This is a genomic window from Afipia sp. DC4300-2b1 (assembly GCF_049895725.1).
GTDB classification, from domain to species: domain Bacteria; phylum Pseudomonadota; class Alphaproteobacteria; order Rhizobiales; family Xanthobacteraceae; genus Afipia; species Afipia broomeae.
In genome coordinates this window covers 1-20,292 of record NZ_JAFCSX010000009.1, presented here as the reverse complement: position 1 = coordinate 20,292, position 20,292 = coordinate 1, and the positions used below count along the sequence as shown (strand labels likewise).

At 58.9% G+C, this 20,292-nt stretch carries 16 protein-coding genes and 1 pseudogene; 15 read left to right on the top strand and 2 right to left on the bottom strand.

The window, feature by feature from the left end; genetic code table 11:
- Positions 1–88 precede the first annotated feature (88 nt).
- A complete protein-coding gene (locus ACP7AL_RS25175; RefSeq protein ID WP_425995353.1) occupies positions 89–1,708 on the top strand; it encodes an AMP-binding protein in 1,620 nt (539 codons plus the stop codon).
- A gap of 79 nt (positions 1,709–1,787) precedes the next feature.
- Here ACP7AL_RS25175 and ACP7AL_RS25170 read toward each other — a convergent pair whose 3' ends face one another.
- Positions 1,788–2,597 (bottom strand): enoyl-CoA hydratase/isomerase family protein, encoded by an 810-nt coding sequence (locus tag ACP7AL_RS25170; protein WP_425995351.1) that lies wholly within the window; start codon positions 2,595–2,597, stop codon positions 1,788–1,790.
- Positions 2,598–2,721: 124 nt separating this feature from the next.
- On the opposite strand from ACP7AL_RS25170, the gene ACP7AL_RS25165 reads away from it, so the two are divergent.
- The 4 genes from ACP7AL_RS25165 (at position 2,722) to ACP7AL_RS25150 (ending at position 6,842) form a co-directional block, all read left to right on the top strand.
- Positions 2,722–4,398 carry a class I adenylate-forming enzyme family protein gene (locus ACP7AL_RS25165; protein WP_425995349.1) on the top strand — a complete coding sequence of 559 codons (1,677 nt, stop codon included), beginning with the start codon at positions 2,722–2,724 and terminating at the stop codon, positions 4,396–4,398.
- Between the two features lie 87 nt (positions 4,399–4,485).
- Entirely contained in the window at positions 4,486–5,205 is a 720-nt protein-coding gene (locus ACP7AL_RS25160; protein ID WP_425995347.1) for a nitroreductase, read from the top strand.
- Positions 5,206–5,235: 30 nt separating this feature from the next.
- Positions 5,236–6,426, top strand: a complete 1,191-nt coding sequence (locus ACP7AL_RS25155; protein WP_425995345.1) for a thiolase C-terminal domain-containing protein — start codon at positions 5,236–5,238, stop codon at positions 6,424–6,426.
- Between the two features lie 29 nt (positions 6,427–6,455).
- Positions 6,456–6,842, top strand: coding sequence for a Zn-ribbon domain-containing OB-fold protein (locus ACP7AL_RS25150; protein WP_425995383.1), 387 nt, complete (start codon positions 6,456–6,458; stop codon positions 6,840–6,842).
- Positions 6,843–6,859: 17 nt separating this feature from the next.
- Here the strand turns inward: ACP7AL_RS25150 and ACP7AL_RS25145 are convergent, their stop codons facing one another.
- Positions 6,860–8,479 carry an acyl-CoA carboxylase subunit beta gene (locus tag ACP7AL_RS25145; RefSeq protein ID WP_425995343.1) on the bottom strand — a complete coding sequence of 540 codons (1,620 nt, stop codon included), beginning with the start codon at positions 8,477–8,479 and terminating at the stop codon, positions 6,860–6,862.
- A gap of 242 nt (positions 8,480–8,721) precedes the next feature.
- Here ACP7AL_RS25145 and ACP7AL_RS25140 point away from each other — a divergent pair, with 242 nt between their 5' ends.
- From ACP7AL_RS25140 to ACP7AL_RS25095, 10 genes and pseudogenes are all read left to right on the top strand, one after another.
- Positions 8,722–9,885, top strand: a complete 1,164-nt coding sequence (locus ACP7AL_RS25140) for an acyl-CoA dehydrogenase family protein (protein WP_425995341.1) — start codon at positions 8,722–8,724, stop codon at positions 9,883–9,885.
- A gap of 91 nt (positions 9,886–9,976) precedes the next feature.
- Positions 9,977–11,584, top strand: a complete 1,608-nt coding sequence (locus tag ACP7AL_RS25135) for a carboxyl transferase domain-containing protein (protein ID WP_425995339.1) — start codon at positions 9,977–9,979, stop codon at positions 11,582–11,584.
- Positions 11,585–11,603: 19 nt separating this feature from the next.
- Positions 11,604–13,601: a biotin carboxylase N-terminal domain-containing protein gene (locus tag ACP7AL_RS25130; protein ID WP_425995337.1), complete on the top strand. Its 1,998-nt coding sequence runs from the start codon at positions 11,604–11,606 to the stop codon at positions 13,599–13,601.
- Between the two features lie 28 nt (positions 13,602–13,629).
- Complete coding sequence (locus ACP7AL_RS25125; RefSeq protein ID WP_425995335.1) at positions 13,630–14,424, top strand: SDR family NAD(P)-dependent oxidoreductase; 795 nt, start codon at positions 13,630–13,632, stop codon at positions 14,422–14,424.
- A gap of 41 nt (positions 14,425–14,465) precedes the next feature.
- Positions 14,466–15,248: an enoyl-CoA hydratase-related protein gene (locus ACP7AL_RS25120; RefSeq protein WP_425995333.1), complete on the top strand. Its 783-nt coding sequence runs from the start codon at positions 14,466–14,468 to the stop codon at positions 15,246–15,248.
- 32 nt (positions 15,249–15,280) lie between these two features.
- On the top strand, positions 15,281–16,045 hold the full coding sequence (locus tag ACP7AL_RS25115) for an enoyl-CoA hydratase/isomerase family protein (RefSeq protein WP_425995331.1): 765 nt from the start codon (positions 15,281–15,283) through the stop codon (positions 16,043–16,045).
- An 88-nt stretch (positions 16,046–16,133) separates the two neighbouring features.
- Complete coding sequence (locus ACP7AL_RS25110) at positions 16,134–17,639, top strand: AMP-binding protein (protein ID WP_425995329.1); 1,506 nt, start codon at positions 16,134–16,136, stop codon at positions 17,637–17,639.
- A gap of 95 nt (positions 17,640–17,734) precedes the next feature.
- Complete coding sequence (locus tag ACP7AL_RS25105; RefSeq protein WP_425995327.1) at positions 17,735–18,607, top strand: alpha/beta fold hydrolase; 873 nt, start codon at positions 17,735–17,737, stop codon at positions 18,605–18,607.
- Between the two features lie 117 nt (positions 18,608–18,724).
- Positions 18,725–19,147, top strand: a complete 423-nt coding sequence (locus tag ACP7AL_RS25100) for a PaaI family thioesterase (protein WP_425995325.1) — start codon at positions 18,725–18,727, stop codon at positions 19,145–19,147.
- A gap of 140 nt (positions 19,148–19,287) precedes the next feature.
- Positions 19,288–20,174, top strand: a pseudogene (locus ACP7AL_RS25095) (transposase); the annotation flags it as partial.
- Positions 20,175–20,292 lie beyond the last annotated feature (118 nt).

The window sequence follows — 20,292 nt, the reverse complement described above, 5'->3', positions numbered from 1 at the left end:
AATGGCGAGCTGTCGGGCGAGATGGAAGCGGACTTTTTCCTGGGCCCCGACCTCGGTGCTCCAAGGATTTCATAAGGAGAGGTGTACAATGGGGATGGATCCGATCTTGTCAGATCAACGCAAGCAAGCGATGCGGGCCGCTGGATTTTGGAGCGATCAAACCTTGCTCGAGTTTTTTTCCAGGCATGCCAGAAACGATCCAGCGCGGCTCGCGGTTGTTGGCTACGAAGCTGCGTCCAACCGTCGTACGGCGCTGACATACGGCGAACTGCAGCAAGCTGCAGAGCGAATCGCGGCTAATTTGTTGCGGCTTGGTGTCAAGCCTGGCGAAGTGGTGTCGTATCAGTTGCCGAATTGGTGGCAATTCATGGTTCTTCACCTCGCACTGCTGCGGATCGGCGCGGTCACAAATCCCATCATGCCTATTTTCCGCGATCGCGAAATGGAATTCATGCTGCTCTTGGCCGAGACGCGCGTGCTGATCGTTCCACAGCGATTTCGCGATTTCGATCACGCCGCAATGGCGGACCGCCTCAAGGTCAAGGTGCCCACACTCGAGCACGTCTTCATTATCGGTTCGGGCGACAATCGAGACTTCGAGACCGTGCTGAATTCGCCGGGAAAGCGGGTTGAGGCAGCGACCGCTGCCTCGGCCGATGATGTCGTGCAATTGCTTTATACGTCGGGCACAACAGGTGAGCCCAAGGGAGTGATGCATACAGGCAATACGTTGCTGAACAGCGTGCGATATTTTGAGGATCGCGTCCGTCTCACAGCCAACGATGTCGTGCTGATGGCCTCGCCGATGGCCCATCAGACCGGTTTTCTCGTCGGCCTGCTTCTGCCGCTGTTTCTGGGAGGACGGGTTGTTCTTCAGGATATCTGGAATCCAGCCAAGGCGGTCGACATTGTCGAGACAGAGCGCGTGACGATGACCATGGCATCGACACCGTTTCTGGCGGATTTGACTGCGGAGGCGGAGCGGCGGCCTGAAGCGCTGCGTTCACTGCGCACTTTCGTATCGGCAGGCGCCCCAATTCCCCGTGTTTTAGTGCGCCAGGCCACACAGAATCTTGGTGCGCACATCGTCTCGGGATGGGGGATGACGGAAAACGGGCTGGTAACGACCACCAGGCTCGAAGATCCACCGGAAAAGGTCTTCGAGACCGACGGTTGCCCAAGCCAGGGTATGGAAGTCAGGATCGTCGATGGCGGGGGCAACGTCCTGCCTCACGATGAAGAAGGGCGTCTACAAGCGAGGGGCCCCGGCACCTTTGTGGGCTACCTCAAGCGGCCGCATCTCTATGCCGTCGATCAGGATGGCTGGTTCGAGACCGGCGACCTCGCCCGCAAGGACAAGGACGGCTACATTCGTATCACGGGGCGCACCAAGGACATCGTCATCCGCGGCGGCGAGAATGTTCCCGTGATCGAGATTGAGCAGCTGATGTATCGCCATCCAGCCGTCCGAGAAGTCGCAATCGTCGGAGTGCCAGATGAACGCTTGGGCGAGCGGGCCTGTGCCTGTGTCGTGCTGCGCGAGGGAGCATTACTGACGTTAGCTGACGTGATGGCATATATGGCGGAGAACGCTGTAGCCAAGAACTACTGGCCGGAGCGCATTGAGGTGCTCGACGCCTTGCCGAAAACGCCCAGCGGCAAAGTGCAGAAATTCAGGCTTCGCGAGATCGTCAGTTCGATGAAATAATTCTCGGCCAACGGCTGCCGCAAGAAGAAGGCCGAGTGAAATTCCGGCCCCCTTCTGAGATGACCGTCGCGCGCGAAAATCAGAGCGGGCAATCCTGCGGAAACACCGGCTTGCGTTTTTCGAGATGCGACGCCAATCCCTCGCGCGCCTCGGCGCCGGTGAAACCCAAAATCTCAAGCGCGGTCGAGGTATCGAACAGCGGACCATTGACACGCAACCAGTTGTTAAGAGCGTACTTGGTCCAACGGATCGCGCTCTGCGCACCATTGGAAAGTTCCTCGGCCGTCTCGAGCGCTATCCTCTGCAAATCTGCGTCTTCGACGCATAGCGACACCAGACCGATCCGCTCGGCTTCCTCGCCGGACAATGGCTTGCAGGTCAGCAGGTAATACTTTGCTTTTGCAAGGCCGCACAATAACGGCCAGATGATGCAAGCGACATCGCCCGCCGCGACGCCAAGCCGCGTATGACCATCGACGATGCGCGCGGACTTTCCACAAATCGAGATATCGGCCAGGATTCCGACGACGAGACCTGCACCGACGGCGACGCCGTTGATCGCCGAGATGATCGGCTTGTTGCAATTGATAACGTTATAAACGAGATCCTTGGCCTCCTTCCAGGTCGACATCCGTGCGACCGGGTTGTCGAGAATACTCTTGATCAGCTCGAAATCGCCCCCCGCCGAAAAGGCTTTGCCAGCTCCGGTCACGATGATCGCGTTGATATCCGGATCGTCGTTGATGTCACGCCAGATATTGGTGAGCTGAGTGTGGGTCTCGGCGTCGACCGAATTGTAGGTCTCGGGCCGGTCGAATGTGAGCCGGAGAACCCGCTTGGACGGATAGTCGAGCTTCAATTTGGTATAAGCAGCATAACGATTGGACATCGGCTTCCCTTCTGGACACTTGGTTGATTTGCTTGGTCGGGTTAAATCTTACAGGGAATGATGATGCATATCGCAGTCGGCAGATTTCTCCTGCCTTCCGATACGTCCTCGCCACGAACCTGCTATGAATTCATTCGAACAGATGTTAGAATTTAAAACCGATCGGGAAAGGCTGCAAGCTTATACTTTTCAGTTGAGGCCGTCGTCGGGGGCGGCGAGAGCAAGACTCGGAGGATTTGCCGTGACAGACGGGCACGAAAAAGCTCTGACAACGAGGGCGGGCGCCAGTCCCACGATTGGCGAGCTGTTTCGCGCGAGAGCGCTGATCCACAAATCTTCGGTGGCGATCGAGTATCAGGGCAGACATATCAGCTATGGGCAGCTCCTTGACCGTGTGCATCGCACGACCTCGATGCTGGCGAGCCAAGATCTTCGACGAGGCGACCGCGTAGCATTGCTCTCGCGTAACAGACCGGAGTATCTCGAAGTGGAGCTGGCGGCCGCCAATCTCGGGATCATCACCGCTTGCCTGAACTGGCGATTGTCGCAGCGGGAACTCGCCTACTGTATCGGTCTGGTCTCACCGAAGCTCTTGATTGTTGAAGAAGAACTGGCCGGAAATCTCGAGCTTTCTCCCGTAGGGGACCGCAAGATCATCAAGATCGGCCCGCAATACGAGCATATATTGCAAGACCAAAACGGTCATGCGCTGCCCATTGCAGCGGAGTCCGAAGACGGCCTGGTGATCCTTTACACCAGTGGGACCACCGGCCAGCCCAAAGGGGCCGTCATATCGCATCGGGCGATGATCATGCGGGCGCTGGTGTTCAGCTCCGAGCTGAACATTTCGCATCACGATACCTTTGTGGCCTGGGCACCGCTGTTTCACATGGCATCCACGGACCACAGTCTCGCGACACTCTTGCGTGGCGGAACGGTCGTCGTGGTCGACGGTTTCCAGATCGAGCCGTTATTGTCTGCTTTGGAGCGCCATCGGATTGGCTGGTTTGTCTTGATCCCGGGCATGATTGAAGCATTCATCGCCGGCTTCAAGGCGCGGAACACGACCGTAAAGGGCGTTGGTGTTTGCGGCGCGATGGCCGACCTGGTCCCTGCGCATGTCATCGCCGAGGTCACTGACCTGCTGCGAGCTCCCTACGTCAACAGTTTTGGTTCGACCGAGACCGGCTTGCCGCCGGCAACCAGATCATTGATCCCGGTGGGCGAGGTCCTCAGCAGCCTGTCGAAGCAACAAAGCGCGTTCTGCGACATCAAGCTCGTCGATTCTGCCGACAAGGAGGTTCCGATTGGCGCACCGGGAGAGTTGGCTATTCGCAGCCCAACTTTGTTCTCCGGCTATTGGAAAGCTGATGATACCAACGCACGCGACTTTCGCGGCGGGTGGTTTCACATGGGCGACGTGTTTCGACGCAACGACGACGGCTCGCTCGATTTCGTCGATCGCGCCAAGTACATGATCAAGACCGGCGGCGAAAACGTTTATCCAGCCGAGATCGAGCGCGTTTTGATGAGTGATGCAGGGATCACCGAGGCCGCGGTCGTGCGTGTCCCCGATGTGAAATGGGGTGAAGTTCCCGTGGCATTCGTGTCGCGCCGCGACACCACGGTCACCGAGGCCAGTTTGCTTGCTCTGTGCAGCCGCGATCTTGCCGGATACAAATGTCCCCGGCAGTTCCGGTTCATTGATTTTTCGGAATTTCCGCGGTCCACCAGCGGCAAGGTTCAGCGCCACGAGCTCGAAGCCAGGCTGGCGGGCGAAAGGCAACGGGTAAACAGCTAATACGGACACGTCCATTAGCTCTTCGCGTCGCAATTTTCGTCGAACGAAAACTGCTCGCGGCAAGGCACCGCAATCGGAGACGGAAACATGAATGTCGAAGAAGCCATTTTGACGCGGCGCTCGGTCAGGCGATTTCTTCCCAAGCCGGTTCCAGAACCGGTCGTGCGAAAAATCATTGAGGTCTCGGCGCGTGCGCCAAGTGGCCACAACATCCAGCCGTGGAAGGTCTACGCGATCGCGGGCGAGGTGAAGGATCAGCTCTGCGCGGACATCCTGAAAGCTGCCGAAACCGAACCGGACAAGCATCGGCCGGAATATGAGTATTATCCGACCGAATGGCACGAGCCCTATATCGGGCGCCGGCGCGAGCTCGGCTACGACCTTTACGCAAAGCTTGGCATTGCCCGCGACCACGTTGCCGCGCGCACATCGCAGATGAACCGCAACTATCTTTTTTTCGACGCCCCGGTCGGACTTTTCGTGACAATGGACCGCCGCTTGAACACCGGCAGCTATATCGACATGGGTATGTTCTTGCAGAACATCCTGCTCGCCGCGCGCGGTCATGGCCTGCACACCTGTGGCCAGGCCGCGTTCACTTGGTATCACGACATCATCCGCAAGCAACTTTCGTTTGACGACACCGAAATCCTGATTTGCGGCGTGGCGCTGGGTTACGAGGACACGGCTGCGCCCGAAAACAAGCTCGTCACCAAGCGGGTGCCGGTCGATACCTACGCCAAGTTCTTCGGATTCTCCGGCAGCAGTACGGGCGCCGCTTCGGCGCGCATGACGGCTGGAAGCTGACCTTCACGCATGACGCCGGGCGGAGACCAAATGCCTTCCATTGGGAAAGAAACGCTACGCGGCAAGGTTGCGGTGATCGGTATCGGAATGTCGCCGGTTGGCAGGGTGCCGGGAAAGAGCCCGTTATGGCTCGCCGCCGACGCCGCGAAGAAGGCGCTGGCCGATGCCGGCATCGGGAAAAGCGAGATCGACGGCGTGCTGTCGAGTCATGCCTTCGCTTCTCCCTTCCATCGCTTCAGCGTTGCGTTCAGCGAGTATTTAGGCATTCAGCCAACCTTTTCGAACACGCTTCAGGTGTCCGGCGCGACGGCGGCGACGATGTTCAATATTGGTGCCGCTGCCATTCATGGCGGCCTCGCCGAGGTCGTACTCTTGGTTGGCGGCGACAGCCTACTGACCGGCCTGACCCCGGATATGGCGCTGCGCTCGATGACGGAAAGCCGCGATCAGCAATACGAGATGCCGTTCGGCATTCCTGTCGCGAACACCTTCGCCATGACCGCGCACCGTCATATGAAGGATTACGGCACCACACCGGAGCAACTCGCGGAAGTCGCCGTAATCCAGCGGCGTCACGCGATGCGTACCCCCGGCGCGCAGCAGACCACGCCGATCACGGTGGACGACGTGCTAAGCTCAGGCATGGTGACAACACCGTATCACAAGCTTGACTGTTCGCTCATATCGGATGGCGGCGCGGCATTCATTCTGACATCGGCCGAACATGCGAAGACGCTCGGCATCAACAATCCGATTTATATTCTTGGCGGCGGCGAGTGTTACACCCACGAACATATTTTCCTGATGCCGTCGCTGACGACCACCGGCGCGGTCGAGTCGAGCCGCAGGGCTTACGAGATGGCGGGATATGGCCCGAAAGATATCAACGTTGCCGGCGTTTACGACTGCTTCACCGGCACCGTTATCATGATGCTGGAAGATCTCGGTTTCTGCCCCAAGGGCGAGGGCGGCCGCTTCGTCGAAGACGGGCAGATGACCTATGGCGGCCAAATTCCGTCAAACACCCATGGCGGCTTGTTGTCATTCGCGCATTCGGGAATGCCGGGATCGCTGTTTCATTTTCATGAGGTGATCGCGCAACTGCGCGGCCAGTGCGGCGAACGCCAGGTGCCGGACGCCCAACTCGGGCTGGTGCACAGCCTCGGTGCCGGTTTTGCAACTAACGCCACCACCATCCTGGGAACGGAGAACACGCTGTGATCTCACCTGAGGACGCCATGAAGAAACCGATGCCCGTGCCCGACGCGGATTCCGCCACCTTGTGGCACGGCCTGCGCGACGGCATGCTGCTACTGCAGCACTGCGCCGATTGCGGCAACGTGCAATATTATCAGCAAGCGATGTGCCGCGAATGCGGCGGCGAGAATCTTGCGCATCGCGGGGCGAGCGGACGCGGCAAGGTGCATTCCTTCAGCGTGGTGCATCGAGCGCCAGGACCGGCCTTCAAGGCCGACGTTCCCTATGCGGTTTTGCTAGTCGACCTTGAAGAAGGACCGCGGATAATCAGTACCTACACCGGCGGCAAGCCCGAAGATGTCGTGTTCGACATGGAGGTCATGCTGGTCTGCGAAAAGATCAATGACGAGATCACACTGCCCCGCTTCAGGAACGCCTGACTTAAGACCCGCATTGGCTACATCCGGAATACGCCGAACTTCGTTTTCTTCGCGGGCGTCCGTCCGGCGAGATCCAGCAGCAGCGCCATGACGTCGCGGGTCTCGACCGGGTCGATCACCATGTCGCACCATAAATTGCGGGCAAAGTTGTAGGGATCGGCGAACGCCTCGAAATCCCAGCGGATCGGCTGCTTGAATTCTTCCCGCTGCTCGTCGGTCCATGAGGTGCCTTCGCGCTGGTGAATGTTGTCGCGCACCATGGCGAGCGTTGTCGCGGCCTGCTCTGGCCCCATTAGACCCGCGTGGGCACTCGGCCACATCAGCGTTGTGTTCGGTTTGAACGCGCGGCCAAGCATTGCGAAATAGGCCGCCGCGTATGAACCGCCGGTAATGATGGTGTACTTCGGCACATCGGCGCATGCCATGGCCGTCATGAACTTCGCGCCATGCTTGGCAATACCTTGCCGCTCGACAGCGGACCCGACCATAAAGCCGGAGACATCGACCAGGAACAGCAGTGGTATATCGCGCTTGCAGCACAATTCGATGAAGTGTGCGCCCTTGATCGCACTTTCGGAGAACAGCACGCCATTATTGGTCAGAATACCGATCTCGAAGCCGCTGATGCGGGCGAACCCGCACACCATGGTTTCGCCGTGAAGCTGCTTGAACTCCTGAAGACGGCTACCGTCGATAAGACGCGCCACGATCTCCCGGTTATCCGTCGGGATTCGCCGGTTGGCGCTGACGATTCCATAGATTTCCTCGATCGCATGGCAAGGCGGTTCACCCCGCTCGACCGTCCAGCGCGATCGCGGCGGCTCTCCCAGGTTGGCGACGATGTTGCGCATGATCGCCAGCGCGTGGCTGTCATTCTCGGCGATATGGTCGGTGACGCCGCTGATCCGGCTGTGCATCTCCGCGCCGCCGAGCGGTTCGACCTCGATGGTCTCACGGGTCGCGGCAAATACCAGTTGCGGGCTGCCGAGAAACATCGCCCCCTGATTGCGCACGATCACCACCTGGTCGCACAGCGCCGGAATGTAGGCGCCGCCCGCGGTTGACGGGCCGTGAACGACGGCGATCTGCGCGATATTCTCGGCCGACATCGTGACCTGGTTATAAATGATCGATCCGGCCTGCCCTTCGTCCGGAAAGATATTGGCAATGTCCGGCAGGAAGCCGCCGCCTGACTGCACCAAGGTGATGCGGGGCAGCCGGTGTTGCCAGGCAAACGACTGGGCGCGGGTATGCTTCTTCGTTGTCATGCCGAACAGCGTCCCCCCCTTCACGGTGGCGTCGTTGGCAATGAGCATGCAACTGCGGCCGCAGACTTGTCCGACACCCGTGATAATCGTCGCGCCCGGCGGCACGCCGTCGTACATCCCCTCGCCCGCCAGGTGACCGAACTCGAGAAACGGCGAACCCGGATCGATCAGCGCCGCGATGCGTTCGCGCGGCAGCAGCTGTCCGCGCGATTTATGCAGGGCACGAGCCTTGCCGGAACCGCCTTGGTTGGCATCCATTCGGCGCTTCTGAAGATCAGCGATCCGTTCCAGATAATGCGCGCGATTGAGCTTGAACTCGTCCGACCCGGTCGCGACAGCGGATTTCATCGCGGTCAATTGGCTGTCCATAAAACTGATCGCAAGCCAGGAAACGCAGGCTTGATGGTCTTCATTATTTTCTAACATTCGTTCGTTTTCGAACGATTGTTAGGTTGAAATCCTAGCCGCTTCTGCCTAAAGATAGCAAGCAATTGATGCTGCCGACCGACAGCCGGCCGCCTCGCAAACAACAAACTCGACGGCGTTTCCGAGATGGTTTCCAATTCTCGACTTAGAACAACGCGGGTTTCGGCCGGCGGCGGAGTTCCGACATGGACTTTGATCTCACGCACGAGCAGCGGCAAATCTACGAATACGGCGATATGGTCGCGAAGCAATTCGATCGCAAATACTGGATGGAATGCGCCGACAAGCACGTATTTCCCCAAGCCCTTTACAGCAAGGTTGCGGAGGATGGCTTCGTCGGAACGATGGTGCCTGAGGAATACGGCGGCTCGGGACAAGGCATGGTCGAGATGCACCTGTTCCTTGAGGGCTTGTCAAACAATGGCATTCCACTGCTAAACCTCGTCGTCGGCGCGGCAATGAGTTTGGGATTCATAGCCAAATACGGCAGCGAAGCGCAGAAATTGCGCTATCTGCCCGATGCGTGTGGCGGCAAGACGCGCTTTTGCTTCGCGATCACCGAGCCTGACGCAGGAACCAACACGATTCGCACGTCCACGATGGCAAAGAAGCGCGGCAACCGCTTTGCGCTGAGCGGTCAGAAGACATTTATCACCGATGCCGACGGCGCCGACTACGCCCTGGTGGTAACGCGAACGACAGCGCACACCGAGGTTCAGAAGAAGACCGATGGCTTCACCCTGTTTGTGGTCGATCTCAAGGCGAAGGGGGTGGAGAAGCAATACATTCCAGTGAGTATTCCAGCCCCGGAAACACAATGGCAGATTTTCTTCGATGACGTCGATCTTGGGCCGGAGGACATTGTCGGCGAAGTTGACAAGGGATTCGGCATCCTGTTCAAGAGCCTCAACCCCGAACGCATCCTCGTCGGTTCGATTTCCTGCGGTCTCGGCCGCTATGCCCTGAACCGGGCAGTCGAATACGCCAAGGAACGGCGGGTTTTCAACAACGTGCCGATCGGATCTTATCAGGGCTTGCAGCATCCGCTGGCCAGCGCCCGCACCGATGTCGAGTTGGCGTCGCTGATGACACTGAAGGCCGCCTGGATCTTCGATCAAGGCCGCGAAGCCGGCGAATTCTCCAACATGGCAAAACTTGCCGCAGCCGACGCCGGTATCAAGGCCGTGGACACCGCGCTGCAATGCTTCGGCGGCAACGGGTTCACCAAGGAGTACGGCATCTTCGATATCTATCCGCTGGTGCGGCTGTTGAAGACCGCGCCGCTCAATCGCGAAATGATCCTCAACTACATCGGCGAGCACGTGATGGGCTTGCCTCGCAGTTATTAGAGCAAGACCCGGAACGGTGAGGCGCGGTTCTACTGGCGATTCGTCTTCAATTATTCAGAGATCCCCCCCCCAAAGAACGAGGTTGTCTGCAATGGCTCTCATGAAGTCCGATGTGTCCGCTGCGAGCGAAGAGTATCGCCGCAACCGGGACGCTTACGGCTTGAGAATCGCCGATCTGCATGAGCGCCGGGCAGCTGCAATGGTCGGCGGTCCGGAACGGGCGCGGCTGCTGCACAAGGAGCGCAAGCAATTACTGCCTCGCGAACGGATCGCTGCGCTGCTCGATCCCGGCTCGCCGTTCCTCGAATTTTGCCAGCTCGCGGGCGAAGGCATGTATGACGGCGTGCCGCCCGGCGGCAGCATCGTCACCGGCGTTGGAATGGTGTCGGGCCGCGCCTGCATGCTGATCGCCAACGACGCCACGGTCAAAGGCGGCACCTACTACGGGATCACCTGCAAGAAGCACGTCCGCGCGCAGAAATTCGCCTGGCAACACCGCCTCCCCTGCGTCACCATGGTGCAATCCGGCGGCGCCAACCTGCCGGACCAGCCCAACATTTTTCCCGACGACGGGCAGTTCGGCTCGATCTTTTACAACCAGATCCGGATGTCGAGCGAGGGTATCGCGCAGATCGCAATCGTCCACGGGCCCTCGACCGCCGGCGGCGCTTACATGCCGGCGCTCTGCGACGAGACCGTCATCATCCGCAATCAGGGCGCCATGTTCCTGGGCGGACCGCAACTGGTCTATGCCGCGACCAAGGAAGAGGTTGGCGTCGAAGCCCTCGGCGGCGGTGAAATGCACAGCCGCGTCAGCGGCGTCACCGACCATCTGGCGGAAAGCGACAGCCACGCGATCGCGATTACCCGCGATATCGTCGCCAATCTCGGTGACATTCCCGTGCAGCGGTGGAACGTGGCGCCGACGCGTGAGCCGCGCTTCGACCCCAGGGATATTTATGGGCTGATCAGCACGGACCCGCGTATCCCCACCAACAATCGAGAGATTGTTGCGCGGTTGGTCGATGGCAGCGAGTTTCACGAATTCAAGCCGCTATATGGCCAGACGCTGATCACCGGCTTTGGCCGCATAATGGGCTTCGAGATCGGGATTCTCTGTAACAACGGCGTTCTGTTTTCCGAATGCGCGCTGAAGGCGACCCACTTCATCGACCTCTGCTGCAAGCGCAATATCCCGCTGCTGTTCATGGCCGACGTCACCGGCTTCATGGTCGGGCGCGAGGCTGAAGAAGGCGGCATCGCCAAGCACGGCGCCAAGATGATCACGGCGATGGCCAGCGCCAACGTGCCTAAATACACACTGATCATCGGCAATTCTTATGGCGCCGGCTATCTGGCAATGTGCGGCCGTGCCTTCAAGCCTCATGCGATGATGATGTGGCCGCACGGGCGCTCGGCGATCATGGGGCCGGATCAGGCAGCCAACACGCTCGCCATGGTCAAAGACGATATCCACAAGCGCGACGGCACGAACTGGACCGACGAAGAGCGTGAGGCTTACCGCGCGCCGGTGCGCAAGACCTTCGAGGATTTTGCGAACGCCTACAATTTCGCACGCAACACCTGGTGCGACATGGTGATCGATCCACTCGAGACCCGCAACGTGATGGCGCTGCTGCTCGACCTGGCCGGACGCTTGCCACAGCAGGAAACCAACTTCGGCGTGTTCAGGATGTGATGACAGAGGGTATCGTTCCGTGTTCAAGAAAATCCTGATTGCCAATCGTGGCGAAATCGCCTGCCGGATCGCGCGAACCTGTCATCGCTTGGGGGTCGCGGTGGCCGGCGTTCACTCGTCGGCCGACGCCGATGCCTTGCACGTGAAGGTGATCGGCGAATCCATCGAGATCGGGGGCGCCGCCGCATCCGACAGTTACCTGCGGATCGACGCGGTCATATCAGCGGCGAAAACAACGGGCGCGCAAGCCATCCATCCCGGCTTCGGATTTCTGGCCGAGAACGCCACGTTCGCCCGCGCCGTCGAGGCCGCGGGTCTGGTCTTCATTGGGCCGACGCCCGACGTGATCGAACGGCTCGGCGACAAGGCCTCCGCTAAGAAGGAGGCCGAAGCGGCCAACGTGCCCATCGTCCCCGGCAGCAAGAAGCCCAGTGAGGATGCCGCCGAGATCGCCCGGATCGTCCAGGAAGTCGGGCTTCCGGTGATGCTGAAGGCAGCGGCCGGCGGCGGCGGCAAGGGAATGCGCGCCGTCTCCACTCTTGACGGCCTTTCCGAAGAAATTGAATCAGCGATGCGCGAGGCGAACAATTCCTTTGGCTATCCTGGATTAATTGTCGAAACGCTTGTTGAACATGGGCGCCACATCGAAGTGCAGATTGCCGGCGACGGCAACGGTAACGTCATTCACCTGTTCGAACGCGAATGCTCGTTGCAGCGGCGTCACCAAAAACTCATCGAGGAAGCGCCTGCTGCCAATCTGTCCGCTGCGCTTCGCGAGAACATCGCCGCAGACGCGGTGCGGCTTGGCAAACGCCTGAATTATCGCGGCGTCGGTACAGTCGAATTTATCTTGAGCGGAGACACCTATTATTTTCTGGAAGTGAATCCACGTCTCCAGGTCGAGCACCCCGTGACCGAGATGGTCACCGGCATCGATATTGTCGAGTTGATGCTGCGGATCGCCGCCGGAGAAGGGCTGCCGTTTACGGAGAATGAGGTGACATGTAGCGGGCATGCCGTCGAGGCGCGCATCTGCGCGGAAGATCCAGCAAATAATTTTCTGCCCTGCACCGGAGACCTCGCTTACGTCAGATTTCCCGCCGATGGGATTCGCGTCGAGACGGGCGTCGAAAGCGGGTCGGTAGTCACGCCGTATTACGACTCGATGCTGGCAAAACTCATCGCCCACGCCGAAACGCGCAATGAGGCGCTCGACAAGCTCGACCGGGCTCTCGACGAGACCTCGATTTTCGGAATTACGACCAATCAGGGATTTCTCAAGCGCTTGCTCGGTCTGCCAGCGACGCGCAGTGCCACTTTTTACACACGCCTGATCGACGAGCAGATCGACCAGTTGGTCGACAAGGCAACGGATTTGGACGCCGAGGCGTTGGCGTTGGGCGCCTACTTCTGGATGATCCGGCAACGAGGGCCCGTCGCCAGCGGGCCGTGGCAGTCGCGCGAAATGACTGGATGGCACATGGCAGCGGGTGGCGACGGATTGTCACCGATCCCGATCCTGCACCTCGAAACCGCTGGCGCGAGCGCGGAGATCCGATTCGCAGCCCTCAAGGCCGACGGCTCGATGATTGTCGGCGTCAACGACGAGAAGCTACCGGTCAGACTCATCCCGCTCAAAGACGACACCTTCACAGCGATTGTCGGCGCGCGGCGTGAGACGGTGCGCATTTATCAAGAAAACCAGACGATCTTCGTCCACGATCGCCGCGGCGTCCATACGCTGTCGGCTATTCCCTATCTCACCTACATCAGCGCGGTCGCCGAAACCAGCGGCGAGCTGCGTGCGCCCATGATGGGCATGATCCTGAAGGTCAACGTCGCAGTCGGCGATACGATCAAAGCGGGCGATGTCGCAGCCGTACTGGAATCGATGAAGATGGAGTTGCGGATCAATTGCGAAATCGATGGCGTGGTCACGGCAGTCAACTGCCGGCCAGGCGAAACCGTCGAGCGCAACGCGGTTGTAGTGGTGGTGGAGGTCGATCAGCAACCATAATTCAATGACAGAACAGGGAGTGGCGAATATGGATCTCAATCTGAAGGGCAAATCGGTCGTCGTCACTGGCGGCGGCTCCAACATCGGCCGGGCCATCGTACTCGGGTTTGCGGTTGAGGGCGCCAACATCACGATTGGCGATCTCGACCAAGCGCAAGCCGAGAAGGTTGCCGAACTTGCGCGCAAGAACGGCGCTGCCAGCGTCCAGGTCGTCAAGACCGACGTGACCGACTTCGATCAGGTCAAAGCCATGTTCGAGGCGGCTACCGCCCAGCATGGCACCATCGACGTGCTCGTCAATAACGTCGGCTGGGATCAACTGATGTTCTTTACACAAACAACACCCGAGTTCTGGGACAAGATCATCAAGATCAACTACGTCGGCGTGCTTAACTGCACCAAATGTGCGCTCGATATCATGATTCCGAAGGGGGCCGGCGCTATCGTGTCGATCAGTTCCGACGCAAGCCGCTCGGGCGAGCCGCGCGAGGCGGTCTATGGTGGCGTCAAGGCCGCCGTTAATTCTTTCATGAAGACCATTGCCAAAGAGAACGGCCGCTATGGCATCCGCTGCAACGTCGTTTGTCCTGGCGTCACTGTTCCCGTGGATACGGAAGAAGTCGGCGCCAACAGCATGTGGACAAAGCCAGACTCAATGTTCACGGCGGAGCAATTCGAGAAAGTCGCCAAGGCGCTGCCGCTGCGCAAGCTGGGTCGCCCAAACGATATTGCCAACGCCGTAGTGTTTCTCTCGTCCGCCGCCGCAGGTCATGTCACCGGCCAGGTCCTGTCGGTGTCAGGCGGATACACCATGATCGGCTGACGTCGGCCGCTAATTTCGCCAAAACAAAATGGAGTTCCATCGTGTCCGAAAAAGAGATCATGTACGACGTCCAGGACTACGTCGCGACCATCACCATCAATCGGCCAAAGACCCTCAACGCCTTTACCGGCGATAACATCGTAGAGATGGAGCGCCTGATCCTCGAGGCAACCGCAGACAAGACAGTTGGCGTCATCGTCCTCACCGGCTCCGGCGAGCGCGCGTTCTGCGTCGGCGGCGACGTCAACTGGGAGAAGGATGCCGGCGGCAAGAGCGGGCTCGAAGGACTGAAATTCAACTTTAACCGCCACATCGTCGAATGCCCAAAACCGGTGATCGCGCGTGTCAACGGTTACGCGATTGGCGGTGGACACCACATCGCCTATTTCTGCGATTTCACCATCGCCGCGGAGCATGCGATCTTTGGCCAGAACGGTCCACGGGTCGGTTCCCCTGCGGGAGGCTACATCGTCTCGCACAGCGCCAACGTGCTCGGCCATAAGCGTGCGCGCGAGCTCTGGATGCTGGCGCGACGCTACACCGCCAAACAAGCACTCGACTGGGGGCTGGCTAATTCCGTCGTTCCTATGGCCGAACTCGACGTCGAGGTGAAGAAATATTGCGACGAACTCCTGGCGTTGAGCCCCACTTGCCTGAAGATTCTCAAGCGCTCATTCTACTATCACATGGTGCCGATCATGGAACGCGACATGGATGACCTCGTCCGCGAGGTAGCACCCGCCTATTTCACGACACAAGAACAGCAGGAAGGCGCCAATGCATTCCTCGAGAAACGCAAACCGGATTTCATCGCGTTTCGCTAAAGACGGGGCGCCATAACGTAAGGGAGACTGCGATGAGACTAGGCAGCGTCAACTATGAAACCAAAGGGAAGATCGCCATCCTTACGCTGGACGAGCCGGGCAAGCTTAACGCACTCAGCACAGGCATCCGTGAGGGTATTCTGGATGGCCTGAAGAAAGTGGATGCAGACGACAACGTCCGCGTCGCCATCATCACCGGCAACGGGGACAAGGCATTTTGCGCGGGCGCCGATATTAGCGGCTTCAACTTTGATCCGGACAATGTACGCAAGTTTATGATCGAGGCTTTGGCGGTATTAGCGGCACCGGAAAATTGCCGCAAACCCGTAATCTCCGCCGTCAATGGTATTGCGTTCGGCGGTGGCTTTGAACTCGCGATCGCTTCAGACTTTATCATCGCATCGGATCGCGCACGCTTCGCGGTACCGGAGATCAAGCTCGGACTACTGCCCGGTTTTGCGATTGTACGCCTGCACGACATGGTCGGCCGCGCCAAGGCCAAAGAAATGAGTATCCTCGGCGATCCAATCAGCGCGGATGAGGCATTCAGACTAGGCCTCGTACTACGTGTGGTTCCTCACGGCGATCTGCTCACGGACGCCCTGGCATTTGCCGAACGAATTGCATCAAAACCAAAGCTTGCGGTGCAGATGGCCAAATCGTTTTACAACCGCGGCCTCGGTGGCGATGAGATACGGCACGCCATCGATGGTTTTCCGCTCCTGTTCATGCATCGAGATGCACAGGAAGGTATCGCTGCCTTTCTCGAAAAACGTGAGCCAAAATTCGAGAGTTGACAAAGCGCGCTGCGAGCGACGGCTTCGAAGACCTTCTTCGAGTGGAGCACTTTGCGGTAGATAGATCGTGTATAACATCGAGGACTCGATGCCCCTAAAAGAATTTACTTTTCTCGACTTGTACCGCCGCAATGCGGAATTTTTTCCCGACCGCACCGCGTTCGTCTTTGAAGGCCAGCGCATCACCCATCGCGACTATCTCGGACGGATCGAGCGGCTGGCGGCAGGTCTTGCTCGCGAAGGCGTGAAGGCAGGTGACCGCGTCGCCATCCTTTCGCAAAACTCACTCGAAATGATCGATTTAATCGGTGCGGTCGCGCGGCTCGGTGCCATCCTGCTGCCGGTTAATTTCCGCCTTGGCGCCGAGGAGATCGGCTACGTCCTCGCCGACGGTGCGCCGGTATTGGTTGTTGCGGGGTCCGAATACCAGGAAATTATTGCAGCTCTACAAACGTCGCTACCTTCGGTCCGGAGCTATTTCAGCATCGGCAAGCACACGGCGCCGTTTGCGCCGTACGCAGATCTTGCGGCTTCGGACGCGTCGATGCCTGACGGCAACTTCAGCGCCGACGATGGCTTCGTAATCATTCACACCGCCGCCGTCGGCGGGCGGCCGCGTGGCGCGCTGTTGTCGCAAACCGGCCTTCTAACAACGCAAAGCTCGCTGGTGCAGGCCTGGAGCCTGACCGAGCGCGACGTCAATCTTGGTGTACTGCCGCTGTTCCACGTCGCCGGCCTTGGCCTGATGCTGACGGTGCAGCAGGCTGGCGGCGCCAGCGTCATCGCTTCGAAATTTGACCCGCAACAGGCGGTTCGCGACATTGCCGCCGAGGGGGTGACCGTCATGACGGAGTTCGCGCCGATGCTGGCGAACCTGATGGATCAGGCCAAGGGCGACGAATTGGCGACGTTGCGCGCGGTGACCGGACTGGATACCCCGGCGACCATTGAACGCTTCGAGAAGGCCTGCCCCCACGCGGTATTCTGGGCAGCCTTCGGACAATCCGAGACATCGGGCCTCGCAACGCTGACGCCCTACCGCGACCGCCCAGGATCAGCCGGGCGCCCCCTGTTCTGGCGCTCCATTGCGGTCGTCGACAGCGCCGACAGGCCAAGGCCCACCGGACAAACCGGCGAGATCGTGGTGCGCGGTCCCACCGTTTTTAAAGGTTACTGGAATAACGACGCCGAGACCGCCCGCACCTTCCGTAATGGCTGGCATCACACCGGCGACATCGGCTATTTCGATGCCGATGGCTATCTCTGGTATGCCGGCCGTGCTCCCGAGAAAGAGCTGATCAAGACGGGTGGTGAGAACGTCTATCCGGCGGAAGTCGAAAATGCGATTCTCCAACATCCGGATATCGCCGAAGTCGCGGTCATCGGCGTGCCAGATCCCCAGTGGAGCGAAGCCATCAAAGCAATCTGCGTGCGCCGAACTGGCGCGAATGTCACCGCCGACGAGATCATCGACTTCGTCGCCGGACAGATCGCTCGCTACAAGAAGCCAAAGCACATTGTTTTCGTCGATCAACTGCCGAAGACCGACAAAGGCGAAATCGATCGCGCCGCAGTCAAATTCGAAAACTCTTAGAGAGGCCTTGGCGATCGCCAGGTGTTGGGCGTTATTTCGGGGTGCCGTTTCAATAAGGAACAACTTGGGCGGCGTGACGATAGTTGAGGACGCAAGTGAAAAAACAGAAGATTTTTTGCGGGGCTCAGGGACACGCGATTGTAGCCGACGTGTTTGGTGAGGGTTCGCCGATTTTGCTGGCGCATGGAGGGGGCCAGACCCGCTTGGCGTGGACTCGAACTGCACGGGCCTTGATGCAGGCAGGATATAGTGCGATTGCGATGGATCTGCGTGGCCACGGGGAAAGCGCATGGTCGCCATCGGGCTCTTACCAACTCGACGACTTTGCGATGGATCTCCTTGCGATGTCTGATCAACTGAACGAGAAACCAGCTCTCGTCGGCGCTTCCCTCGGCGGCCTGGCGGGCTTGATAGCCGAAGGTGAACTTCGCTCAGGATCCTTCACTTCGCTTACGCTTGTAGATATTACACCAAATATGCAGCCGGTCGGCGTTGCGCACGTTCTGGATTTCATGAGGGCACATTTGGCGGACGGTTTCGCCTCGACCGATGAAGCCGCAGATGAGATCGCCAACTATTTGCCAAATCGTCAGCGGCGGAAAGGCTCGGAGAGTCTCGACCGCTATTTGAGACGATGCGATGACGGACGTCTTCGCTGGCACTGGGATCCGCGCTTCATAACTTCTGTGACAAATGGCAAAGTGGGCCAGTCCGAAAACCGACTGGCCGACGCTGCCAAAACCCTTAAGCTGCCGATTCACCTGATACGTGGAGGATCAAGCAATTTGGTAAGCGTGGATGCTGCGCAAGAGTTTCTTCGACTTGCTCCCCACTCTACGTACACCGATATTGCCGGCGCGGGTCATATGGTCGTTGGCGATCAAAATGATGCATTTACTGAAGCCGTCGTCAGTTTCTTTCGAAGACCGCAGATATCGCAACGTAATGGCGATACACGCGACGATTAGCCCCGCAATCGAAGTCGACCCATTTTGTGACAACTTTGTCGAAGGAATAAACCAGTGATAGCCGGTGGTGGCATGTCAGTGCTTGATTGCTGAAAGAATATACATAGGAGCGAACGAGTGAATGAGACTGGATTCCCCAACGAAGAGACTATTGCTGAATTTCAAAAGGCTTTGATGATTTCGCCGTTCCACCGGTGGCTGGGGTTGAAAGCGGTCATGGTCGCTCGTGAACAGATTGAAATTGCCCTGCCTTGGCGCGAAGAATTTGTTGCCAATACTGCAATCGAAGCAACTCACGGCGGTATCCTGGCAGCCCTGATCGATTTAACAGGCCTTTACGCCGTTCGTGCAGCCGGAGGTATTGTAAGTGCTACGGCAGATCTTCGGGTCGATTATCATCGGCCGGCCACCCGCGGAACAGTTCTCGCTCGCGGTATGGTGGTCAAACTGGGGCGCCGGATAAGCACTGCCGACGTACGTGTGACCGATACCAGCCAGGTTCTCTTAGCCAGTGGGCGGGGCGCATATCTCGCGCAATGAGGCGTGTACGATCGTTTGGCCAATTGCACCGCACCGCACTCTTCAGTTGCCCAAATTGTTCCCCGTCAGCACCCCTGAGACAAATTGAGGGACTTCACGAAGGGAGGATTTCTGGTTCATCGTAGCCGTAAGGAGCGAAGATGAAGCAGAAATCCGGACCGGGCAAAGCGCCCGCAGAACAAGTGCTGAAGGACATCCGGCGTCAGACGCGTCGGCATTATTCGGCCGAGGAGAAAATCCGCATCGTCCTGGAGGGGCTGCGGGGTGAGGAGAACATCTCCGAGCTCTGCCGTCGGGAAGGCATCGCCGCCTCGATGTATTACGGCTGGTCCAAGGAGTTCCTTGAGGCCGGCAAGCGCCGATTGGCCGGTGACACCGCACGAGCCGCAACTCCCGGCGAGGTGAAGGATCTTCGTCGTGAGGCCACCGCGTTGAAGGAGGTGGTGGCCGATCTGACTCTCGAGAACCGTCTGCTTAAAAAAAATATGAGCGGGGATGGGGAGGACGAGGCATGAGGTATCCCGCATCCGAGAAGGCCGAAATTATCGAGCTAGTGGAGCAATCGCATCTGCCCGCCAAGCGTACGCTGGACAAGCTCGGCATCCCACGCGCGACCTTTTACCGATGGTACGATCGCTACCGTGAGGGCGGGATCGAAGCGCTGGCCGATCATCGCTCCCAACCGGATCGCGTCTGGAATCGCATTCCGGACGACGTCCGCAGCCAGATCATCGACCTGGCGCTGCAGATTCCTGAGCTGTCGCCGCGGGAGCTGGCCGTGCGGTTCACCGACGAGAGAAAGTACTTTGTCTCGGAGGCGTCGGTCTATCGGCTGTTGAAGGCGCATGACCTGATCACCAGCCCGGCTTATGTGGTGATCAAGGCGGCGAACGAGTTCAAGGACAAGACCACCGCCATCAACCAGCTCTGGCAGACGGACTTCACCTACCTCAAGATCACCGGCTGGGGATGGTATTATCTGTCGACGGTGTTGGACGACTTCTCGCGCTACATCGTGGCGTGGCGGGGGATGTCCCGGTCAATGTTGAAATTGGAGGGCAGGCGTTGCTCACCTTGAGCCTGTAGGCTCGGGGTGTCGAATCCGCAAAGGAGAGCAACGCCATGAAGAAATCTACCACATCTCC